This window comes from Rhodoferax sp. BAB1 (assembly GCF_013334205.1).
Taxonomy (GTDB): Bacteria; Pseudomonadota; Gammaproteobacteria; order Burkholderiales; family Burkholderiaceae_C; genus Hylemonella.
In genome coordinates this window covers 797,787-816,987 of record NZ_CP054424.1, presented here as the reverse complement: position 1 = coordinate 816,987, position 19,201 = coordinate 797,787, and the positions used below count along the sequence as shown (strand labels likewise).

Sequence of the window (19,201 nt, the reverse complement as noted above, 5' to 3'; positions counted from 1 at the left end):
TAATTTAGGTCGGGGGCATGCAATCAGCAACTACTGACCAGCAACTAAGCCTTCAAGTCACCGGCGTGAGCTTCGCCACTGACAGTGCCAGCCACTTGGTGCCGTGGCGCGGGAAGTTGATCTGCGCGCGCGCATCGTCCCCGCTGCCTTCCAGTGTCAGCACCGTGCCCTCTCCGAACTTGTTGTGGAAGACCCGCATGCCAAGCTTCAGGCCGGTGGACGCTTCCTGCGCCTTGGACGGCACCGGGGCCGGGCTGCTGCCCGTGTCGCGGTTGTAGTTGCCGCCCTTCCAGCCCTCGCTCCAGCCTTCACGCTGGCGGTTGTAGCCTGAGGCCGGCGGCGCGAAGCCGCTGCCGAAACCCTGGTTCTTCGGGGTGATCCACTTCAGCGTTTCCTCGGGCAGCTCGTCAAAGAAGCGGCTGCGGATGTGGTAACGGGTCTGACCGTGCAGCATGCGCGTCTGAGAGTGGCTCAGGTAGAGACGATTGCGCGCGCGGGTGATGGCCACGTACATGAGGCGACGCTCCTCCTCCAGGCCGTCGAAGTCGCTCATGGAGTTCTCATGCGGGAACAGGCCCTCTTCCATGCCCGTGATGAAAACCACGTCGAACTCCAGGCCCTTGCTGGCGTGCACAGTCATCAGTTGCACGGCTTCCTGCCCCTCTTGCGCCTGATTGTCACCAGCCTCCAGAGCAGCGTGGGTGAGGAAGGCGGCGAGCGGCGACAACACTTCGCCGCTCTCGTCCGGGGCGCCGGGTTCGGCCGGCACCAGCGCGGTGGTCTCCCCGGCGGCCTTCATGGCCTCGGCCTCGCGGCCAAAGCCTTCGATGCTCACAAAACTCTCGGCCGCGGTGACCAGTTCTTCCAGGTTCTCGATGCGGTCGGCGCCTTCGCGTTCGGCCTGGTAATGCTCGACCAGGCCGCTGTGCTGCAGCACGAGTTCGATGATCTCGCGCAGGGTCAGGCCCTGGGTCTGCTCGCGCAGCACGTCGATCTTGGCCACGAAGGCGCCCAGATTGGCGCCGGCCTTGCCCGGCAGGGCGCTCACCGCATCGTGCAGGGAACAGCCGGCGCTGCGGGCGGCGTCCTGCAGCTGCTCGATGGAGCGCGCGCCGATGCCGCGCGGCGGGAAGTTCACCACCCGCATGAAGCTGGTGTCGTCGTTCGGGTTCTCCAGCAGGCGCAAGTAGGCCAGGGCGTGCTTGATCTCGGCGCGTTCGAAGAAGCGCAGACCGCCATACACACGGTAGGGCAGGCCGGCGTTGAACAGCGCGGTCTCGATCACCCGGCTCTGCGCATTGCTGCGGTAGAGCACGGCGATCTCCTTGCGGTTCGTCCCTTCGCGGACGAGCTGTTTCATCTCGTCGATCATCCACTGCGCCTCGGCGAAGTCGCTCACCGCCTCGTAGACGCGCACGGGTTCGCCCGCGCCCTGGTCGGTGCGCAGGTTCTTGCCCAGGCGGTGCTTGTTGTGGCTGATCAGGGCGTTGGCCGTGTCCAGGATGTTGCTGTGGCTGCGGTAGTTCTGCTCCAGCTTGATCTGGTGCTGCACATGGAACTCGCGCACGAAGTCGGCCATATTGCCCACGCGCGCGCCGCGAAAGGCGTAGATGCTCTGGTCGTCGTCGCCCACGGCCAGCACGGCGCCGGCGCCGCCGTCCTCACGCAGCGTGCCGGCCGGGCTGAAGCCCGCCAGCAGCTTGATCCAGGCGTACTGCAGCTTGTTGGTGTCCTGGAACTCGTCGATCAGGATGTGGCGGAAGCGCCGCTGGTAGTGCTCGCGCACGGCGTCGTGGTCGCGCAGCAGCTCGTAGCTGCGCAGCAGCAGTTCACCGAAGTCCACCACGCCTTCGCGCTGGCACTGGTCTTCATAGAGCTGGTATATCTCGACCTTCTTGCGCGTGTCGGGGTCGCTGGCCTCTACCATGTTCGGGCGCAGGCCGTCTTCCTTGCAGCCGCCGATGAACCAGGCCAGCTGCTTCGGGGGGAAACGCTCCTCGTCCACGTTGAACTGCTTGCACAGGCGCTTGATGGCGCTGAGCTGGTCCTGCGTGTCCAGGATCTGGAACGTGGCCGGCAGGCCCACTGTGCGGTGGTGCGCGCGCAGCAGACGGTTGCACAGGCCGTGGAAGGTGCCGATCCACATGCCGCGCACGTTGACCGGCAGCATGGACTGCAGGCGCGTCATCATCTCGCGCGCCGCCTTGTTGGTAAAGGTCACGGCCAGCAGGCCGCCGGGCGAGACCTGGCCCGTCTGCAGCAGCCAGGCGATGCGCGTGGTGAGCACACGGGTCTTGCCGGAACCGGCCCCGGCCAGGATCAGCGCGGGCTCGGGCGGCAGGGCCACGGCGGCCCGCTGCTCGGGGTTCAGGCTGGCCAGCAGCGGCGACTCGGTGGGCGCGGGGAACAGGGAAGACGTAGAACCGGAAGGCGGCAGGACAGAGGACATACCGCCATTGTAGGAAGCCGCCCCGGCCGACCCGGATTCAGCGCTGCGCCAGGCCGACCGTTCAGGCCAGATCGGGCTGCGCCGCCGACTCGCGCAGCCACTTGAGCAGGGCCTTGAGTTCGCGGGGATGGACCGGCTTGAACAGGATGGGCCAGCCGCTGGCGGCGACCTGTTCGATGAACTGGCTGGAAGTGTCGCCGGTCAGCAGCGCCCCCTGCACCTCCCGGGGCGCACGTGCCCGCAGGCGATTGAGGAAATCCAGGCCGGACAAGGGGCCGGGCAGGCGCTGGTCGCTCAGGACGATATCCGCCGCCAGCGTGCCGGGGTCCGCGAGGGCGTCTTCGGCCGTGCGGTGATGCCTGACCTGCGCCCCCTGGGCCTGCAGCCATGCGACCAGGGCCGCAGCGACATCGGCGGTGTCTTCCACCAGCACGATGCTGGCGCCCGAGAGATGCAAGCCCGCCGGCTCGGCCTGCGCCGGCGCGGGTACGGCTGGCCGCCCGCTGGCCAGGGGCAGCACGATCTCCATCACCGTGCCCCTGCCGACACGGGAGCGGCAGGCCAGCCGCAGGTGCAGCAGCGCCGAGATCCGGCTGACGATGGACAGGCCCAGGCCCAGCCCCCGGCGGCGGTCGCGCTGCGGGTTGTCGACCTGGTAGTACTCCTCGAACACATGCGCAAGATGCGCCTCGGGAATGCCGATGCCGGTGTCCCACACCTGCACCTTCAGCCCCTGCCCCATACGGCGTGCCGACACCAGCACACCGCCGGCCCGGGTGTACTTGATGGCGTTGGCGATCAGGTTGCGCAGCACCGAGGCCAGCAGCTGGGCGTCGGTCAGCACCGTGGTCTCGGCGGCGGGCAGGCGCAGCCTCAGGCGCAGGCCCTGGGCACAAGCCTGCGGCGTGAATTCCTGCACCAGCCGGGCCAGCAGACCGTCCACGTCAAGCGGGCGCAAACTGGGCTTGATGGCACCGGCATCCAGCTTGGAGAGGTCCAGCAGCGCATCCAGCAACTCGGTCAGCGCGTGGACGGCCGCTTCGATGGAACGGGCCGTCTGGCCCTGCCTGGCATCCAGGCCGGACTCCATCAGCCCGGCCAGCAGCAGATGGATGGTCTGCAGCGGCTGGCGGATGTCGTGCCCGGCGTAGGCCAGGAATTTGGATTTGGCCTCGTTCTGCTGGCGCAGCTCCTGCGTGGTCTGCTCCAGGCTGCGTGCCAGCTTTTCAAGCTCCGCCCGGGTGCGCTCGTTCACCATCAGGATGAAACCGACCCCGGCGGACAGGATGCCGGCCCCCAGGGACGCCAGGTAGAAGGACTGGACCGGCGTGGCCTGGAAGAGTGGAGGATTCGGGCCGATGTCACCCGCAGTCAACAGTCGAAGCCCGATCCCCAGCACGGGCACCACCAAGGCGAACTCAGTGATGCGCTCGCCAAATGTGCCAGAGGCATTCCGCAGCAGATTCCAGAAGGCAAACGCAAAAACACACAACAGGGCCGATGTCACCAGCGTCAGGCGCACACGGGCGCTGTAGCCAGCGAACCAGATAAAAGCCAGGGCGGCCAGCAGGGCAGCGCCGACGAGCAGCAACGGTGTGAAACTGATCGTTTTGCCGTAGAACTTCCTGAGACCAAGATCAAAAAGCATCACCATCATGACAAGGATGGTGTTGGCCAACGCATGACCCACGACAGGGTGCAGGCTCTCCCGGGAAACCAGCAGAACCGCTACCAAAATTCCCGCCGTGAATGCGGCCACCCATTCGCCGATCCCCTTGATCGTGTGGGAGGCGTTACGGCGCAAGGAAATCAGGATGACCAGCGTGACCACCGCCAACACTGCGCTGATCACGATGATCGAGCGGGGATCGAGAACATTCATACAGACATCGGTGTAAGGTGCAGAACCAGCGTTGCCGGATCCAGCCAGGACCGGCACCCGTGTTGCGCCCTTTCAGCCCAGCGGCATACGCGACGAGTTCCGCAACCTGGACGAAACCTGGTCGTGCATTTGCGTCAGCTCTTCCAGCAGTTCGGCCTGCCGCGCCATCAGGTTGAGGAAGGCCTGGTTCGAAGGCTCGGCGCAGCGGAAGCGGGCCAGCTCCATGAGACGCTGGGCCAGCCGCTCCAGTTCGATGTGGATGGCACGGCTGGCGATCAGGTACTCCTCGGCTTGCATGCTGGTGGCTGTCTCTGGTCTTGTTTTATCGCTACACAAGCAAAAGGGGCCGCAGCCCCTTTTGCTTCCCAGGTTTCGAGTGTAGTAGCGCAATCTGCGACCAGCAGCCCGGCGGCCTCAGGGACTTCCCCTAGTACCGCGTCAAACCTTGCCGAACACCAGCCGGATCGCCAGCTGGTGCAGGTGCTGCCAGGGGGCCGTCAAGTCCTCCAGCACGCTGAAGTGGTTGCGCTCGGGGATGGTCTCGCACACCGGCACCACCTGCTTGCCCCAGGCCTGCTGGATCAGCTTGTTGTGGCGGATGAACTCGGCGCTTTCCTGGGCGCCAGCAACGGTGTAGAGCACGCCTTTTTTCGGCGCCGGCAGCAGCGCCGGGCTGGCCATCGCCACCTGCTCGGGCGTGAGGCGCAGATCGCCCTTGAGGAAGGGCGTGTGCATGATGGGCTCCAGGTCGTAGAGACCGGAGATGGAGAGCGCGCCCTTGACCAGGTCAGCCGGCAGGTCCTTGCCCACCTGAGGCCAGAGGCAGTCCAGCAGCATGGCGGCCAGGTGGCCACCGGCGGAGTGGCCCACCACGTAGATGCGGCGGGGGTCGCCACCGAACTTCTTCGCATTGCGGTAGACCCAGGCCAGGGCCTGGACCATCTGCAGCGTGATCTGGGGAATCGTCACGGCCGGGCACAGCGCGTAGTTGGGAATGAAAACGCAGCCGCCCAGGTTCTTGAAGGCCGGGGCGATGAAGGAGTGGTCGGACTTGTCGAGCGCGCGCCACCAGCCGCCGTGGATGAAGACCACCACGGGCGAGCCCGGCTGGTTGCTGGGAAAGACGTCGAGCTTTTCCATCGGGCCCTTGCCATAGGCGATGTCGGTCTGGCAGGGGTGCGCGTGACGGGCGTCGTCCGAGGCGTCGGCCCAGCGCACAAAGTGCATGGCGTGCTCGGGCACCAGGGCGCGGTTGTTGTACATGCGGTCCAGCCAGGCGGGATCGAACTTCTTCATGTCAGGGCTCCGGATGAAAGACAATAGTGCGGTTTTTCAAGGATGACTATCTTGGCATATCCGGGAAAACGCAGGAGGTAACAAGATGAACATCACCGTGTTGGGAACCGGCAAGATGGGCTTTCCGATGGCACGCCGCCTGTGCGAGGCCGGGCACACCGTGCAGGTCTGGAACCGCACGCGGACCAAGGCCGAAGGCCTGGCCGCCTTTGGCGCCACCGTGCACGACACCCCCACCGGCGCCGTATCGGGCGCGGAATTCGTGGTCACCATGCTGGAGCACGGCCCCGTGGTCGAGCAGCTGCTGTTCGAGAGCGGCGTGGCCGGCACCATGAAACCCGGCACCGTGCTGATCGACATGTCGTCCATCAAGCCGGCCGAGGCGCGCGCGCACTCGGAACGCCTGGGCGGCATGGGCATCACCCACCTGGACGCCCCGGTCTCGGGCGGCACCCTGGGCGCCGAGGCCGGCACCCTGGCCATCATGGCCGGCGGCAAGCTCAGCACCTTCGAGCGCGCCCGGCCGGTGTTCGCGGCCCTGGGCCGCGCCACCCTGGTCGGCCCCAGCGGCTCGGGCCAGCTGGCCAAGCTGGCCAACCAGATGATCGTGGGCATCACCATCGGCGCCGTGGCCGAAGCCCTGCTGCTGTGCCAGAAGGGCGGTGCCGACCCGGCCAAGGTGAAAGAAGCCATCAGCGGTGGTTTTGCCGACAGCCGCATCCTGCAGGTGCATGGCCAGCGCATGGTGGAGCGCGACTTCACGGCGCGCGCCACCCTGACCGTGCAGCTCAAGGACATGCGCAATGCGCTGGACACCGCCGCCGGCATGGGGTTCACCGCGCCCATCACGGCCCTGCTGGAACAGATCTACGCCGCTGGCGTGGATCACGGCCTGAAGGACCTGGACCAGGCCGGGCTGTTCGTGGAACTGGCGCAGCGCAACGGGATGAAGTGAGGCGCGGCCTCAGACACCAAGGTAACGGTGCCAGAGGGCAGGATCGGCGGCCAGCCCGGCCGAGTTGCCAGACCAGACCACACGCCCGCGCTCGATGATGGTGTGCGCATCAGCGAGCTGGATGAGGCGCTGCACGTATTTGTCGATCACCAGGATGCTTTGCCCCTGGGCGCGTAGTTGCGCCAGGCAGGCCCAGATCTGCTCGCGGATCAGCGGGGCCAGGCCTTCGCTGGCCTCGTCCAGGATCAGCAGCTGCGGGTTGGTCATGAGCGCACGGCCGATGGCCAGCATCTGCTGCTCGCCACCCGAGAGCTGGTTGCCCATGTGGCGGCGGCGCCCGGCCAGCGCGGGGAAGAGTTCGTAGACCCGGTCCAGCGTCCAGGGCTGGGAAGAAGCCCGGCGGTTGGCCGCGAAGGCGCGCAGGTTTTCTTCGACCGACAGGTTCGGGAAGATCTGCCGACCCTCGGGCACCAGGGCCAGGCCCATGCGCGCGATGCGGTCCGGGCTGAGACCGTCGATGCGTTCACCAAGGAAACGCACCTCCCCGCTGCGCGGCGGCGTCAGGCCCAGGATGGAGCGCACCGTGGTGGTCTTGCCCATGCCATTGCGCCCCAGCAGGGTGGCCACCCCACCCGCCGCCACCGTCAGGCTGATGCCGAACAGCACCTGGCTGGAACCGTAGGCGGTCTGCAGATCCTGCACTTCGAGCAAGGCGCTCATTCGGTAACCTCCATGCTGCGCATTGCGGTGCGAGCGCCTGCTGGCGGCCGTGCGGCGCTCATGCCAACCCCCAGCGCCGCTGGAAACGACGCTCCAGCCACAACAGCAACACGGTCAGCAAGAGGATGGCGCCACCGTGCCACTCCATGGCACGCTGCGCGTCCCGGGCCGCCGCCTCATAGGCCGCCTTGAATTCGGCATAGACCCGGTGCACGGGGCCGCAGTGCAGCTCCCAGATGCGGAAGCGCTCGTCCGACACCCAGCGCATGGGTACGCCCAGCACGTAGCCCATGCAAGACTGCAGGCTGTCCCGCTCATCCGCGTCCAGCGGCACGCGCGCCGAGGCGAGCAGGGCCAGCGACACCGGGAACTCCATGCTGCGCTGGGTTTCGTCCACCAGCCGCACTTCCAGATGCGGGACGCTGTCCTGCACCTGCAGCACCTCGACAGGGATCTGCACCAGCTGGTCCGGCTCGGGCACCGCGTTGAACTGGTCGGCACCGAGCAGGTAGGCCAGGTGCAGTTGCAGCAGCAGGCCCACCAAGAGGGTCAGGGGATGGAAACGCCACCAGCCGCGGGACCTTGGCGGCCGGGCTGTGGCCATCGGCGGGGTGGACTGGCGCCGCATCAGACGGGCTCCCCGAGTTCATCACCCAGATAGGCACGCCGTACTTCGGCATCGGCGCGGATGAGGGCCGGCGGGCCGCTGGCGATGATACGACCGGCCACCAGCACCGAGATGGTGTCGGCCAGGCGGAACACGGCGTCCATGTCGTGCTCGACGAGCAGCAGGGTGAGTTCGCCGCGCAGGCCCTGCAGCAGGGCCACCATGCGTTCGGATTCTTCCGGGCCCATGCCGGCCATGGGCTCGTCCAGCAGCAGCAGCCTGGCACCTGTGGCCAGGGCCATGCCCACTTCCAGCTGGCGCTGCTCACCATGCGAGAGCGCACCGGCCAACTGCTGCACGCGTTCGCCCAGGCCCACGCGCGCCAGCAGGGCCGCCGCCTGTTCGTAGCGTTGCGTCTCGGCCCGTGCCGCCGCCCAGAAACGCAGGCTGCTGCCGCTGCGCGCCTGCAGGGCCAGGGCCACGTTGTCGAGCACCGGCAAGCGCGTGAAGATGCTGGTGATCTGGTAGGAACGCGCCAGGCCGCGGTGCACGCGCTCGTGCATGGACAGCGGCGTGATGTCGGTCCCGTCGAAGGTGATGGCGCCGGCATCGGGCGCCAGCGCGCCCGAGAGCTGCTGGATCAGGGTGGTCTTGCCGGCGCCGTTGGGGCCGATCAGGGCGTGGATCTCGCCGGCGCGCACCGTGAGGTTGACGCCGTCGGTGGCCACCAGGCCACCGTAGCGTTTGACCAGCCCCGTGACCTGCAAGAGCACAGAGGCCCCCACGCTTGCCACTGCGTGTGCTGCGCTGGACGTGTCGCTGTGAGACGCAGCGCCTCTTCCTCCCGTCCCAGCCTGCGCAGGCAGGCTGGGAGCCGCGGTCGTCAGCCCCTCAGGGGCCCTCGCGTCTTGGGGCGGCCCGGCGACGCTCATGCTCATGCCCGCTCCTTGCGCCTGAACAGGCTCATGAGCCCGTTGGGCGCGGCCAGCACCACGGCCAGCAAGACAGCGCCCAGCACGAACTGCCAGTAGATGGTGTAGTGGCTCAGCAGCTCCTCCAGCAGCAGGAAGACCACGGCGCCGATGACCCCGCCCCAGAGATGGCCGACACCGCCCAGGATGACCATGACCATCAGCAGGCCGGACTGGCTCCACTGCATCGTGGACGGGCTGACGAAACCGCCCAGGCTGGCCAGCAGGGCCCCGGCCAGGCCCGCCAGCGCGCCGGCAATGATGAAGGCCACCAGCTTGTGGCTGTAGACCGCAAAACCCACGGCTTCCATGCGTTGCTCGTTCTCGCGCATGGCCTGCAGGGCATGGCCGAAACGCGCATTGAGCAGGCGCCCGACAAAAAGCAGGGCCAGCGCCACCAGGGCCAGCACGGTCCAGTAGAAGGTGCGTTCGTTGGCCAGGTCCAGCCCGCCGCCCAGCGTGCCGCGCGCGGACAGCGAGAGGCCGTCGTCGCCGCCGTAGGCCTTGGTCGAGGTCGCGAGGTAATAGAGCATCTGCGCGAAGGCCAGCGTGATCATGATGAAGTAGACACCGCGCGTGCGCAGGCTGATGGCGCCGATCACGGCGGCAAACAGCGCGGCCACCCCCATGGCCGCCGGCCAGAGCAACCAGGCCGAGTGCACACCGGCCTGCAACAGGATGCCGGCCGTGTAGGCGCCCACGCCGACGAAGGCCGCGTGGCCGAAACTCACCATGCCGCCGAAACCGAGGATGAGGTTGAGGCTGGTGGCCGCCAGCGCAAAGATCAGGATGCGCGCGGCCAGGCCCAGGTAGAAGTCACCGCCGATCAGCGGCGTGATGAAGGGGAAGGCCAGCAGCAGCACGGCCAGCGGCAAGACCCAGCGCCAGCCCGGGGCATGGTCGAGCAGGCTGCGCATGGCGGGCGTCGACGGCAGCGGCTCAGCCATGGGCAGGAAACAGGCCGCGCGGCTTGAAGAAGAGCACGGCAGCCATCAGCACGTAGATCAGGATGGAGGCCACCGCCGGGCCGGCATTGTCGGCCGCGGCCGGCCCCAGCACGGCACCGAACAGCAGCGGGATCAGCGTGCGCCCCGCCGTGTCCACCACGCCGACCAGCAGGGCCCCCAGCAGCGCGCCGCGCACCGAGCCGATGCCGCCGATCACGATGACCACAAAGGCCAGGATCAGGATGCTCTCGCCCATGCCCACCTGCACCGCCAGCAGCGGGCCCAGCAAACCACCGGCCACGGCGCACAGCGCGGCGCCCAGGCCGAACAGCGCCGTGAACAGGGCACGCACCGGCACGCCCATGGCCAGGGCCATCTCGCGGTTGGAGGCACCGGCGCGCAGCTGCATGCCGATGCGGGTGCGCGTGATGAGCCCCCACAGCCCCAGCGCCACGACGAGCCCCACGCCGATGATGAGCAGGCGGTAGGCCGGGTAATAGAAACCGCTCAGCAGTTCGACCGGGCCGGCCAGGGAATCGGGCGGGCTCAGCAGCACCGGTTGCGAGCCCCAGATGAAACGCACCGCCTCATTGCACATGAGCAGGATGGCAAAGGTGCCCAGCACCTGCGAGAGATGGTCGCGGGTGTAGAGACGGCGCAGCACCGTGAGCTCCAGCAGCACGCCGAAGACGGCCGCGCCCACGATGCCCGCGCCCAGACCGATCCAGAAGGAACCGCTGGCCGTGGTGGCTGCGGCCACCAGGTAGGCGCCCACCATGTAGAGCGAGCCGTGCGCCAGGTTGATCATGTCCATGATGCCGAAGACCAGCGTCAGGCCCGCTGCCAGCAAAAACAGCATGAGCCCGAACTGCAGGCCGTTCAAGGCCTGCTCCAGGAAAAGGATGCCGGTCATCGAGGGGCGGGAAACAACGTGCGGATCACAAGCCCGGCATCTTGCAATCGGCAGCGTAGGCGTCGCCGTGGTTCTTGAACACGGTGCCCAGGGTGCGGTTGGTCACGCGGCCCTTGCTGTCCTGGGTGATGACACGCAGGTAGTAGTCCTGGATGGGGAACTGGTTGCTGTTGAACTTGAAGCTGCCGCGCACCGAGTCGAACTTCGCCGCCTTGAGTGCCTTGTGCACGGCGGCCTTGTCGTCGAGCTTGCCCTTGCTGTCGCGCACGGCGGCGCCGATCAGCTGGGCCGCGTCATACCCCTGCGAGGCGTAGAGCGTGGGCAGGCGGCCGTATTCCTTCTCGAAGGCGGCCACGAACTTCTTGTTGGCGGCGTTGTCCAGGTCGTGTGCCCACTGCGAGGTGTTGAACATGCCCAGCATGGGGTTGCCCACGGCCTTGATCACGTCCTCGTCACCCGAGAAGCCAGGGCCGAAGAGGGTCATGTCCTTGGACAGGCCGGCGCCGACGAACTGCTTGATGAAGTTGATGCCCAGGCCGCCGGGCAGGAAGATATAGACCGCATCGGGTTTGGCCGCGCGCAGCTTGGACAGCTCGGCACCGTAGTCCAGCAGGTTGAGCGGGGTGTAGCTCTCGGAGACGATCTCGCCGCCCGTGTAGAAACGCTTGAAGCCGGCCAGCGCGTCCTTGCCTGCGGGATAGTTGGGGGCGATCAGCGCCACGCGCTTGAAACCCTTGTCGGCCACGGTCTTGCCCACGGCCTCGTGCTGGTTGTCGTTCTGCCAGGAGGCACTGAAGAAATAGGGATTGCACTGGGCGCCGGCGTACTGCGAGGGGCCGGCATTGGCGCTGATGTAGAAAGTCTTGGCGGCGAAGGTGGGCGCGCCCACGGCCAGCATGACGTTGGAGAACACGACGCCGGTCATGAAATCGACCTTGTCGCGCTTGACCAGGCGGTCGGCCGTCTGGCGGCCCACGTCGGGGCTGGCCTGGTCATCGGCCACGATCACCTCCGCCGGCAGGCCGCCGAGCTTGCCGCCGTTCAACTTCACCGCCAGCTGGAAACCGTCGCGGATGTCGATGCCCAGACCGGCGCCGGGGCCGGAGAGCGTGGACAGCAGGCCGATCTTGACGTTGTCGGCCGCCAGGGCCGGCACAGCCAGCACAGTGGAAACGGCCGCGGCAAAAAAGGTGCGACGCAGCAGGGCAAAGGGCACGGTGTGTTTCATGGTCTTTCCTGTTCGGGATGGGGCAGGTGGAATCGGACTGCCAGAATGATAGCGTTCTCCCACAGCCCCTCAGGAGGCACCCTCCATGGAACTGAACCGCCGCCATTTCACCCTGGCCCTGGCCGCGCTGCCCGCCGGCTGCGCCATCCAGCCCCTGCCCGCCCTGCGCACGGAGGTCGCGGCGGCACCGGCCGGCACGATCACCCTGCGGCGGCCGGCCCTGGGCCAGCGCTGGACCTACCGCCACTCCAACGGCTACAACAGCGCCCAGCTGGCCACACAGGAACACGAGGTGGTGGCCCTGGCACCCCGGGTGCGCATCCGCATCCGCAACGATGCCGGGCCGGCCGACCTGGAAGAACAGCAGCAACCCTGGGGCCAGATCTGGCGGGAAACGGGCTGGGACGAGGTGCTGAACTACGAGCAGGCCGTGCCCCTGTGGCCGGCCGACCCAACACCGGGCGCCCGCAGCGCGCAGCGCACCCACTACCGCATCGACGACGACTCCTTCCGCTACTGGATCAGCCGGCACAGCACGGTGCAGGGCTGGGAGCGTGTGACGCTGGCCGGCGGCAGCCAGCTGGCGCTGCGCATCGAGACCTTCATCCGCCTGCAGCACCGTGACGTCACCCGCACGGAGACGACACGGCGCGAAACCCTGTGGCTGGCCCCGGAGATCGGCCGCTGGGTGGCACGCGAAGTCAGCGGCGAATACCTGCTCTCCACCGGCCGGGGCACCACCCGCGGACGCGAAGCCTGGCAACGCTGGGAACTGCTTTCCTGGATCTGAGCCCATCGCCCCCTGGCCGAGCCGGCCGCCGCTTGCTAGAATTTCCAGCGTGTGGGGGGGTAGCTCAGCTGGGAGAGCGTCGCGTTCGCAATGCGAAGGTCGGGAGTTCGATCCTCCTCCTCTCCACCACATCCAAAAGCCAAGCTGTAGCCGGTCTTATGGCATTTGGCTGGAACTCCGACAAAGACGCTGAATCCTGCTGGACAACAACAAGTCAGGTCCATTTGCTTGCTGCTGCATGATCACACGAGTGAAACATCCAAGACCAACGCCTGTGGATGACTCAACAAAGCACCGCAACGCGCCTGAACCGTAGCCACCCAGGACCGATCCGCCATGCCAGGCCGCCTCAGTTGGGCTTGGAGATCGGCTGGAAACTTCCAGGAAATTCCCACAACTTCGTAACCGCCTAGCCGTTGAGTCGTCGTTACTCCATCAGCCGCCTGCGTCATCGAGAAAATCTGGACCACAAACTTGTCGGAGTTGGCAGGGGCAATCCAGTGCAAGGCATCCGCCCCTTGTCGGATCGACTGTGGTCTTAATGTGCACTGGTCGGTGGCCTGGATGACAAAGTGTGGCCCCTGAGCATGCAGATCCTGCACCGAGTAAGACGAACAGTTACGACTTACGATCACCTTCACAGCGGAGGTCAGTACAGAAACCGGTGCCCCCAGACGCCAGCGTGTTCCCGTCACCACCGTATCGATGGATTCCAGCACGCGCCCTTCGGGCAGCACCACGGCCACCTGCACCCGATAGCTGGAATTGGCCTCACCGCCCCACTGCAATTCCGGTTGTCGGTCTGCAATCTGGCTGCCCCGTTTTGGCTTCAGGAGCTCATAGCGCTCACAGGCGGGCTGTGCCCATGCACTCCAGACCGACATCAAGCCGAAACTCAAGAGTAGCCATCGTTTCCAGGTCAAATACATCGCCTCTCTCCCTTCACGGTTTGGCCGCCGCCGGCGTCGCTGGTTGACCGGCACCACGCATCGTCTGCAACTGCGCCATCGGCAGACCGAACACCCATTTGGCATAGCTGGGAGCCTCTTCAAAATGAGCATGCCTCGCATCAAATCCCAGCTGCTTGATCGGCTGACCTTCCGCCAGGCTGTACACGCCGACGATGAAACCCGCGGGATCACGCACCACGCCCCATTCCGGGCGTCCCGTCATCGGGTCTGCATAAAGCTGCCGCAAATGTCGCCGTACACCCGGCACCCGAGGGTCTTTCAACAGCTCCTGCAGGTCACGCGGCCCGCGCGCAGCCAATGCACCGCTGGTGTTGGCCGCCGTTGCCGCCACAGCAACCCCGGCATAGCTGTACAGCGCCCGCTCGAACTCGGCACCTGTCGACAGCAAGGCCTGTTCCGCATCCCGGCGCCCCGCCTGCGCCCCCAACTGCAAAGCCGCAGAAGCGCCCAGGGCCAATACCGCCACAACCATCAGTAGCAGCACATAGGCAAAGCCATGCTGCGGTCGCCAGCTGTGACTGCGCTGCGCCCTACCACTCTGCATAAGGTCGCCCGTTACGCCCGTTCCCAGGCGCCCCGCTCCGTATGTCGTAAACACGCCCCTTGTGGCCACTGGGCACCTCCACGATCTGCCATGTGGCATCAGAGTCCGTCACGGGGTCGACCGGCAGTGTCTTGAGATAGTGCTTCTCCACCAGCTCTTCCAGACTCTCCGGGAAACGTCCCTGGTCACCGTAGAACTTGTCGATGACATCCCGCACACCGCGCAGGTTGTCGCGCAACACCGTCTCCTTGGCCACATCGATACGGTCCGCATACCGCGGGACCACCAGGGTCAACAGCGTCGCCACGATGGCCAGCACCACCAGCAATTCGATCAGCGTGAAACCAAGTCTGCGCATCGTCATCACCAGCGCCTCAAAGGAACGCCATTCAGGCCCGTCAGCGTCGACCGACTGAACACGTCATACACATCGTCCCCCTCAGCCGGGTCGGTTGGCTCGCTCGCATAGGCGCGCTTGCCCCAGGTCTGGGCGTCCTCGGCATTCGGGTCCTCGAAAAACGGGTCCCGGGGAACGCGCCGCAGAAAGTACAGCTTGCCCCGCTTCGGGTCCCGCTGGTCGTCAACCCCCTCAACCAGCGCCTCCAGGGTCTTGGGATAACCCGTCGTCCCGGCATCACGCGGTACCCGCCCTTCGTCCCCCGCCTTCTTGTAGGCATCGATGGCCGTGCGGATTTCGGCCAGTGCCGCCCGCAGCTGCTGCTCCTTGCCTCGCTGTACTTGTATTTGCGCCACCGGTACCACCAGGCTGGCCAGCACCGCCAGGATGGCCAGGGTCACGAGCAGCTCCACCAGCGTGAAGCCGCCCTCCCGCCACAGTGGCCGGCTACCACCTTGCTTAGGCAATGCTGGCAAACAAGCCATACGTCCTCAGGGTGCCACGCCGATCACCAGAGGTGCCGGCAAAGACGTACTCACCGCCTTGCCACCCTGGGCCACGGGTGCCACCGTCAGCAACTGGACACGTGCATCGGTGGCTGCGGCGGCCGTCGCCCGTAGATTCACCGTCGCCACCACCCCGCTGCCGGTGGCCCCTGAATCGCCGGAACGCGTCACCGTCAGCACGATCTGGCCACTCGGGTCCACCCGGCTGCTGAAGTTCGTCTGCGCCCCGCCCTGCTTGAGGAAATCCCCCTCGGTCACGGACACCACCTGCATGCTGCGCGCGTCAAACCCGACCGCCAGGGGCAAACTCATCACGGCTTGACTGGACTGCATCGTCAGCTGCACCGCGAACACATCACCCACCTTCACCTTGTCCGGGCCCTGCCAGGCCAGCAAGGTGGGAGACTGTGTCCCGCTGGCCTCGCCATTCCCTGCCGAAGCCGCTGCGCCATTCGCTGGCTTGGCTGGCCCCTCTGCAGCTTTCGTCGCCGCGTCTGGGCTCCCCCAGCTGAAGCCACTGAGACTGCTCTCCGTCCCCGACTCAAACTCCATATTGGAAGTACCGGGTCGGCTCAGATTGCGCAAGATACGCGGTGTGATGGACAAAACGATCTCGGTCTTGGCGGTGTCGTCGCGCTGTTCTCCGAACAGGCGTCCCAGCACCGGTATTTCACCCAAGCCAGGTACCTTGTTAGCCGTCTGGCGGTCCTCGCTGTTGATCAGACCTGCCAGCACCTGGTTCTCACCATCCTTCAGGCGCAGGATGGTCTGCGCCGTCCGCGTTCCAATCTGGTAGGCCAAAGAACCCGACTTGGTCTGGATCTGACTGGTCACGCTGCTCACCTCCAGCGCAATCTTGATGGCCACCTCGCCTTCGATGGAGATCGTCGGTTCCACGTCCAGCTTCAGGCCAACGTCCACATAGTTGACAGATTCCGCCACGAAGCCGGTCGCCGTCGAGGTGGACGTGATGTTGGGCACCCGCTCCCCGATCAGAATCTTGGCCTTCTCGCGGTTGCGTACGCGAATGCGCGGATTCGCGAGGATGTTGGTGTCCGCATCTACCTTCTTGGCATTGATAGTGGTTGCCCCAATGGTGGCCCCCAAGGTCTCCGAGTTCAGACCACGCAGGTCAGCAACAGACAAAGCTCCTGAGGACGCCGCCAACGGGCTCAGGCTGAGCTGATCCGGCCAGCGTATGCCCAGGTCCAGCAGCCGGGTGCGCTTGACCTCCAGGATCTCCACCTCCAGCATCACCTCGGATTCAGCCACATCGTGCATGGCCACCAGCCTGGCCGCCATGCGGATCGCCTCCGGCGTGTCCCGCAGGATCAACAGGTTAAGCTTCTCGTCCACCACCACATCACGCGACTTGAGGATGGTCTTGAGCGTGCTCGCCACCACCTTGGCTTCTGCATTCCCCAGATAGAAGGCCTTCACCGTCAGGGACTGGTAGTCCTTCTGCTTGGCTTGGGTGTTGGGATAGATCAGCACCGTGTTCGCGTCGAGCACCCGCTGTTCCAGCTGGTTCGTCAGCAAAGTCAGGTTCACGGCGGCTTCGATGGTGGAGTTCTTCAGGAAGATGGAGGTCTTCTGGTCCGAACGCACATCCTTGTCGAACAGGAAATTCAGGCCCGAGGTCCGAGAAATCACCTCAAACACAGACTTGAGCGGCGTGTCCTTGAATTCAATCGTGATGGGCTTGCGGTAGGCCTCGGCCAACAAGGCGATGCCCGCTTTTTTCTGCTGACCTTCCTCCAACTCTTGCAACAGGGTCCGCGCCTTGCGATGCTGCGGATCCTCCGACAGCACCATGCGCAACCAGTTCTCCGCCACCTTGTCTTCCTTGCGGTCCAGGGCCTGCTGGGCCGAGCTCATCCATTTCGCGTGGCGCTGGGCCGCCGCGATGGCGTTGAGTCCCTCCTGCGCCCGCGGGTTCCCGGGCTGCCAGGTCATCGCGCGCTGGAATGCCGCACGGGCATCGTCGTACCGCGCCTCGTCCAAGGCCTTGCGCCCCACCGCGAGCGCCGTCGAAACCAAGGCTTCGCGCGTCTGCAGGACAGCAATGCGGTATTGCGCCGAGCCCGCATCGCGCCGGCTCGCGTCTTCAAAGCGCTCCAGCGCCTCCTCGCTGCGTCCTTCGCGTGCCAGGTCCTGCCCTTCGCGATAAGCGCGCTCGCTGGCACAGCCCGCCAACACAAGGCCGATCAGCAAGCCCAGCAGGTGCCGCTGGATGCGCCCGTCCCTACGCCATTTCATCGTGTTTCTCCAATCGCCAGGTTCTGGGACAGGCCCAGCGGCAAATACACCAACTCCATCTGCGGTGGCTTGATCACATCCACACGGTACTGCCCCTCCAGCACCTGCCCCTCGCGCACCACAAATGTCTTGTCACCTTGTCCCAGATAGACCTCCCAGCTACCGCCCTCCAGCTTCTTGCCTAGGTAGACAAAAGGCAGGGGTGGTGGTGCCGTCGGCACAGGAACGGGCAGCACCACCGGCTGGAGCTTGGGTGCGGGGGGAGTCCAGCTGCGCTGGCTGAACAGATCCCGCACCGGCGCACGCTCCCCGGACTTCACCAATTGATCCCGCGGCACCAACACCTGCACACCAGGCACGAGGGCTGACACGGCCGCCCCGGCCACCGGCAGCCCCGCAGGCACAGCCCTCGGCGCAGGCTGCACACGCGGCGCCACCACATCAACCGCGCCATCGGCAGGCGTCTTGTCTCCAAACACCGCCAGCAGAAACGCCCCCACGAGCAGGGGCCCCAGTATCCACCAGCGCTTGTTCTGCCCTTGGGCGGCCATCAGATGCTCCCCCGCCCGGACTTGGCCGGATTGGTCCAGATCGACAGGCGCAGGCGTATCTCCCCCTGCCGCTGCCCCACGGACTCGCGTTTGAGCAGCATCTGGTCCACGCTCACGCCGGGAAACTCCAGCAACACGGCCTCCACGAACTGCCGCACCTGCGGATACGCCGCCCGCAAAGGCAGCGTCAGCTGCAGACGCCGCAAGCCACCCAGACCCTCGCCCGTGGCCTGGAAATCCGTCTCCGTCAGCGTCAGGCCCTTGCTCTGTGCAATGCGTCCCAGGCGCCGCAGCACCTCGCTGACCTCCTGCTCGGAGAGCGCCACACGGTCCAGCGCCGCCACCAGCACCGCATCCTCTTGCCCGGTCCGCTCCGCCGTGCTGAGCGCCAGCACCAACTGTCCCGACTGCAAACGCTGCAACTCCGCACGGGCCTGCGCCAGCTGTTGCGCACCGCCCGGCAGCAGCACCAGCCAGAGGGCCAGGGCCGCCACCAGCAAAACCAGCACGCCCGGCCAGATCAAACCATGGCGCCACAGCAGGATCTCCAGCCACAGGCGCCCAAGCCCCCTCTTCAGCCAGCCCCGCGTCATCGCGCGCCCTCCTGCAAGGCCGGAACCAGCGTCGCCTGCCGCGTGGGCAGCAACATCAGCTCGAAGGTCAAGCGCATGGGCCGGTTCGCATCCTGGCCATTGGTCTCATGCTTGTTGTAGGTCAGACGTCCCAGCACGCCCTGGCCCTGCAAGGCTGCGGCATATTGCAGCAGGGTGTCGAGCGACTTGGCTTCCGCCTGCAAGCGCACCGTGCCACGCTGCCCGTCCGGCTCCACGCTGACCAGGGCCACCTGCGGCGGCGTCGAGCGCTCCAGCTGCTCGAACAGCTCCTGCCAGGGTATGTTGAGCTGACGGGCCACGGCCCGCAGTCCCTGCCGCTGGTCCGTGCTCAAGGCCTGCCCCGCCACCAAGCCGCCATCACGCCGTGTCGTGGCGGATGCGCGCGGCGCCAACGGCTTCGCTGGCGTGGCGCGCAAGGCCTGCACCTCGGTTTGCACAGTCGCCAGCTCTTGCATCTGCTGCCAGCTGTTCCACGCGCCCCCAGCCAAGGCCAGCAGCGCCACGCTACCCAGGGCCAGGGCCACCGCGCGCATGCGCGGCCTGCTCTGCCGACCCCACAGCGTCCAGCGCGGCGCGAACTCCCAGTTGAAAGCCATGTCAA

The 19,201-nt window shown here is 66.3% G+C and carries 20 protein-coding genes and 1 tRNA gene; 3 read left to right on the top strand and 18 right to left on the bottom strand.

Annotated elements, in window-relative coordinates; all coding sequences use genetic code 11:
* Window positions 1-52: 52 nt before the first annotated feature.
* The 4 genes from HTY51_RS03995 to HTY51_RS03980 form a co-directional block, all read right to left on the bottom strand.
* Window positions 53-2,449, bottom strand: coding sequence for a UvrD-helicase domain-containing protein (locus tag HTY51_RS03995; RefSeq protein WP_174251516.1), 2,397 nt, complete (start codon window positions 2,447-2,449; stop codon window positions 53-55).
* A gap of 61 nt (window positions 2,450-2,510) precedes the next feature.
* Window positions 2,511-4,331 (bottom strand): hybrid sensor histidine kinase/response regulator, encoded by a 1,821-nt coding sequence (locus HTY51_RS03990; RefSeq protein WP_174251515.1) that lies wholly within the window; start codon window positions 4,329-4,331, stop codon window positions 2,511-2,513.
* 72 nt (window positions 4,332-4,403) lie between these two features.
* Complete coding sequence (locus tag HTY51_RS03985; protein ID WP_174251514.1) at window positions 4,404-4,628, bottom strand: hypothetical protein; 225 nt, start codon at window positions 4,626-4,628, stop codon at window positions 4,404-4,406.
* 141 nt (window positions 4,629-4,769) lie between these two features.
* Window positions 4,770-5,627 (bottom strand): alpha/beta hydrolase, encoded by an 858-nt coding sequence (locus HTY51_RS03980; protein WP_174251513.1) that lies wholly within the window; start codon window positions 5,625-5,627, stop codon window positions 4,770-4,772.
* Between the two features lie 85 nt (window positions 5,628-5,712).
* On the opposite strand from HTY51_RS03980, the gene HTY51_RS03975 reads away from it, so the two are divergent.
* Entirely contained in the window at window positions 5,713-6,582 is an 870-nt protein-coding gene (locus HTY51_RS03975; protein ID WP_174251512.1) for an NAD(P)-dependent oxidoreductase, read from the top strand.
* A gap of 9 nt (window positions 6,583-6,591) precedes the next feature.
* On the opposite strand, the gene HTY51_RS03970 is transcribed toward HTY51_RS03975, so the two are convergent.
* The 6 genes from HTY51_RS03970 to HTY51_RS03945 all read right to left on the bottom strand — a co-directional run bounded on the left by HTY51_RS03970 (window position 6,592) and on the right by HTY51_RS03945 (window position 11,968).
* Complete coding sequence (locus HTY51_RS03970; RefSeq protein ID WP_174251511.1) at window positions 6,592-7,302, bottom strand: ABC transporter ATP-binding protein; 711 nt, start codon at window positions 7,300-7,302, stop codon at window positions 6,592-6,594.
* A 58-nt stretch (window positions 7,303-7,360) separates the two neighbouring features.
* Window positions 7,361-7,843, bottom strand: a complete 483-nt coding sequence (locus HTY51_RS03965) for a hypothetical protein (protein ID WP_174251510.1) — start codon at window positions 7,841-7,843, stop codon at window positions 7,361-7,363.
* An 86-nt stretch (window positions 7,844-7,929) separates the two neighbouring features.
* Entirely contained in the window at window positions 7,930-8,694 is a 765-nt protein-coding gene (locus tag HTY51_RS03960; RefSeq protein ID WP_217448240.1) for an ABC transporter ATP-binding protein, read from the bottom strand.
* 149 nt (window positions 8,695-8,843) lie between these two features.
* Window positions 8,844-9,827: a branched-chain amino acid ABC transporter permease gene (locus HTY51_RS03955; protein WP_174251509.1), complete on the bottom strand. Its 984-nt coding sequence runs from the start codon at window positions 9,825-9,827 to the stop codon at window positions 8,844-8,846.
* Entirely contained in the window at window positions 9,820-10,740 is a 921-nt protein-coding gene (locus HTY51_RS03950; protein ID WP_174251508.1) for a branched-chain amino acid ABC transporter permease, read from the bottom strand. The genes HTY51_RS03955 and HTY51_RS03950 overlap by 8 nt, the downstream gene beginning before the upstream one ends.
* Before the next feature lie 25 nt (window positions 10,741-10,765).
* Complete coding sequence (locus HTY51_RS03945; protein WP_174251507.1) at window positions 10,766-11,968, bottom strand: ABC transporter substrate-binding protein; 1,203 nt, start codon at window positions 11,966-11,968, stop codon at window positions 10,766-10,768.
* 85 nt (window positions 11,969-12,053) lie between these two features.
* On the opposite strand from HTY51_RS03945, the gene HTY51_RS03940 reads away from it, so the two are divergent.
* Both HTY51_RS03940 and HTY51_RS03935 read left to right on the top strand, forming a co-directional pair.
* Window positions 12,054-12,758 (top strand): hypothetical protein, encoded by a 705-nt coding sequence (locus tag HTY51_RS03940; RefSeq protein ID WP_174251506.1) that lies wholly within the window; start codon window positions 12,054-12,056, stop codon window positions 12,756-12,758.
* Between the two features lie 53 nt (window positions 12,759-12,811).
* Window positions 12,812-12,887: transfer RNA gene (locus tag HTY51_RS03935), tRNA-Ala, on the top strand.
* Window positions 12,888-13,000: 113 nt separating this feature from the next.
* On the opposite strand, the gene HTY51_RS03930 is transcribed toward HTY51_RS03935, so the two are convergent.
* The 8 genes from HTY51_RS03930 to HTY51_RS03895 are packed head-to-tail and all read right to left on the bottom strand — an operon-like array spanning window position 13,001 to window position 19,196.
* Window positions 13,001-13,687, bottom strand: coding sequence for a hypothetical protein (locus HTY51_RS03930; protein ID WP_174251505.1), 687 nt, complete (start codon window positions 13,685-13,687; stop codon window positions 13,001-13,003).
* A 13-nt stretch (window positions 13,688-13,700) separates the two neighbouring features.
* Window positions 13,701-14,213: a type II secretion system protein gene (locus tag HTY51_RS03925; RefSeq protein ID WP_174251504.1), complete on the bottom strand. Its 513-nt coding sequence runs from the start codon at window positions 14,211-14,213 to the stop codon at window positions 13,701-13,703.
* A 46-nt stretch (window positions 14,214-14,259) separates the two neighbouring features.
* Window positions 14,260-14,637, bottom strand: coding sequence for a type II secretion system protein (locus tag HTY51_RS03920; protein WP_217448239.1), 378 nt, complete (start codon window positions 14,635-14,637; stop codon window positions 14,260-14,262).
* The gene (locus HTY51_RS03915) at window positions 14,637-15,155 is read right to left on the bottom strand and encodes a type II secretion system protein (protein ID WP_174251503.1); all 519 of its coding nucleotides are present in this window, start codon (window positions 15,153-15,155) and stop codon (window positions 14,637-14,639) included. The genes HTY51_RS03920 and HTY51_RS03915 overlap by 1 nt, the downstream gene beginning before the upstream one ends.
* A 6-nt stretch (window positions 15,156-15,161) precedes the next feature.
* Complete coding sequence (locus tag HTY51_RS03910) at window positions 15,162-17,390, bottom strand: cohesin domain-containing protein (RefSeq protein ID WP_254606980.1); 2,229 nt, start codon at window positions 17,388-17,390, stop codon at window positions 15,162-15,164.
* Between the two features lie 41 nt (window positions 17,391-17,431).
* Entirely contained in the window at window positions 17,432-17,986 is a 555-nt protein-coding gene (locus HTY51_RS03905; protein WP_174251501.1) for a hypothetical protein, read from the bottom strand.
* Window positions 17,986-18,579 (bottom strand): GspMb/PilO family protein, encoded by a 594-nt coding sequence (locus tag HTY51_RS03900; RefSeq protein WP_174251500.1) that lies wholly within the window; start codon window positions 18,577-18,579, stop codon window positions 17,986-17,988. The genes HTY51_RS03905 and HTY51_RS03900 overlap by 1 nt, the downstream gene beginning before the upstream one ends.
* Window positions 18,576-19,196 (bottom strand): hypothetical protein, encoded by a 621-nt coding sequence (locus tag HTY51_RS03895; protein ID WP_174251499.1) that lies wholly within the window; start codon window positions 19,194-19,196, stop codon window positions 18,576-18,578. Before HTY51_RS03895 ends, HTY51_RS03900 begins: the two co-directional genes overlap by 4 nt.
* Between the last annotated feature and the right edge of the window lie 5 nt (window positions 19,197-19,201).

Excerpts from the sequence above, each read along its gene's own strand:
- HTY51_RS03970 (WP_174251511.1), bottom strand. The coding sequence starts at position 7,302 with ATGAGCGCCTTGCTCGAAGTGCAGGATCTGCAGACCGCCTACGGTTCC.
- HTY51_RS03945 (WP_174251507.1), bottom strand. The coding sequence starts at position 11,968 with ATGAAACACACCGTGCCCTTTGCCCTGCTGCGTCGCACCTTTTTTGCC.
- HTY51_RS03905 (WP_174251501.1), bottom strand. The coding sequence starts at position 17,986 with ATGGCCGCCCAAGGGCAGAACAAGCGCTGGTGGATACTGGGGCCCCTG.
- HTY51_RS03940 (WP_174251506.1), top strand. The coding sequence starts at position 12,054 with ATGGAACTGAACCGCCGCCATTTCACCCTGGCCCTGGCCGCGCTGCCC.
- HTY51_RS03955 (WP_174251509.1), bottom strand. The coding sequence starts at position 9,827 with ATGGCTGAGCCGCTGCCGTCGACGCCCGCCATGCGCAGCCTGCTCGAC.
- HTY51_RS03900 (WP_174251500.1), bottom strand. The coding sequence starts at position 18,579 with ATGACGCGGGGCTGGCTGAAGAGGGGGCTTGGGCGCCTGTGGCTGGAG.
- HTY51_RS03915 (WP_174251503.1), bottom strand. The coding sequence starts at position 15,155 with ATGGCTTGTTTGCCAGCATTGCCTAAGCAAGGTGGTAGCCGGCCACTG.
- HTY51_RS03995 (WP_174251516.1), bottom strand. The coding sequence starts at position 2,449 with ATGTCCTCTGTCCTGCCGCCTTCCGGTTCTACGTCTTCCCTGTTCCCC.
- HTY51_RS03985 (WP_174251514.1), bottom strand. The coding sequence starts at position 4,628 with ATGCAAGCCGAGGAGTACCTGATCGCCAGCCGTGCCATCCACATCGAA.
- HTY51_RS03980 (WP_174251513.1), bottom strand. The coding sequence starts at position 5,627 with ATGAAGAAGTTCGATCCCGCCTGGCTGGACCGCATGTACAACAACCGC.
- HTY51_RS03920 (WP_217448239.1), bottom strand. The coding sequence starts at position 14,637 with ATGACGATGCGCAGACTTGGTTTCACGCTGATCGAATTGCTGGTGGTG.
- HTY51_RS03930 (WP_174251505.1), bottom strand. The coding sequence starts at position 13,687 with ATGTATTTGACCTGGAAACGATGGCTACTCTTGAGTTTCGGCTTGATG.
- HTY51_RS03895 (WP_174251499.1), bottom strand. The coding sequence starts at position 19,196 with ATGGCTTTCAACTGGGAGTTCGCGCCGCGCTGGACGCTGTGGGGTCGG.
- HTY51_RS03975 (WP_174251512.1), top strand. The coding sequence starts at position 5,713 with ATGAACATCACCGTGTTGGGAACCGGCAAGATGGGCTTTCCGATGGCA.
- HTY51_RS03950 (WP_174251508.1), bottom strand. The coding sequence starts at position 10,740 with ATGACCGGCATCCTTTTCCTGGAGCAGGCCTTGAACGGCCTGCAGTTC.
- HTY51_RS03990 (WP_174251515.1), bottom strand. The coding sequence starts at position 4,331 with ATGAATGTTCTCGATCCCCGCTCGATCATCGTGATCAGCGCAGTGTTG.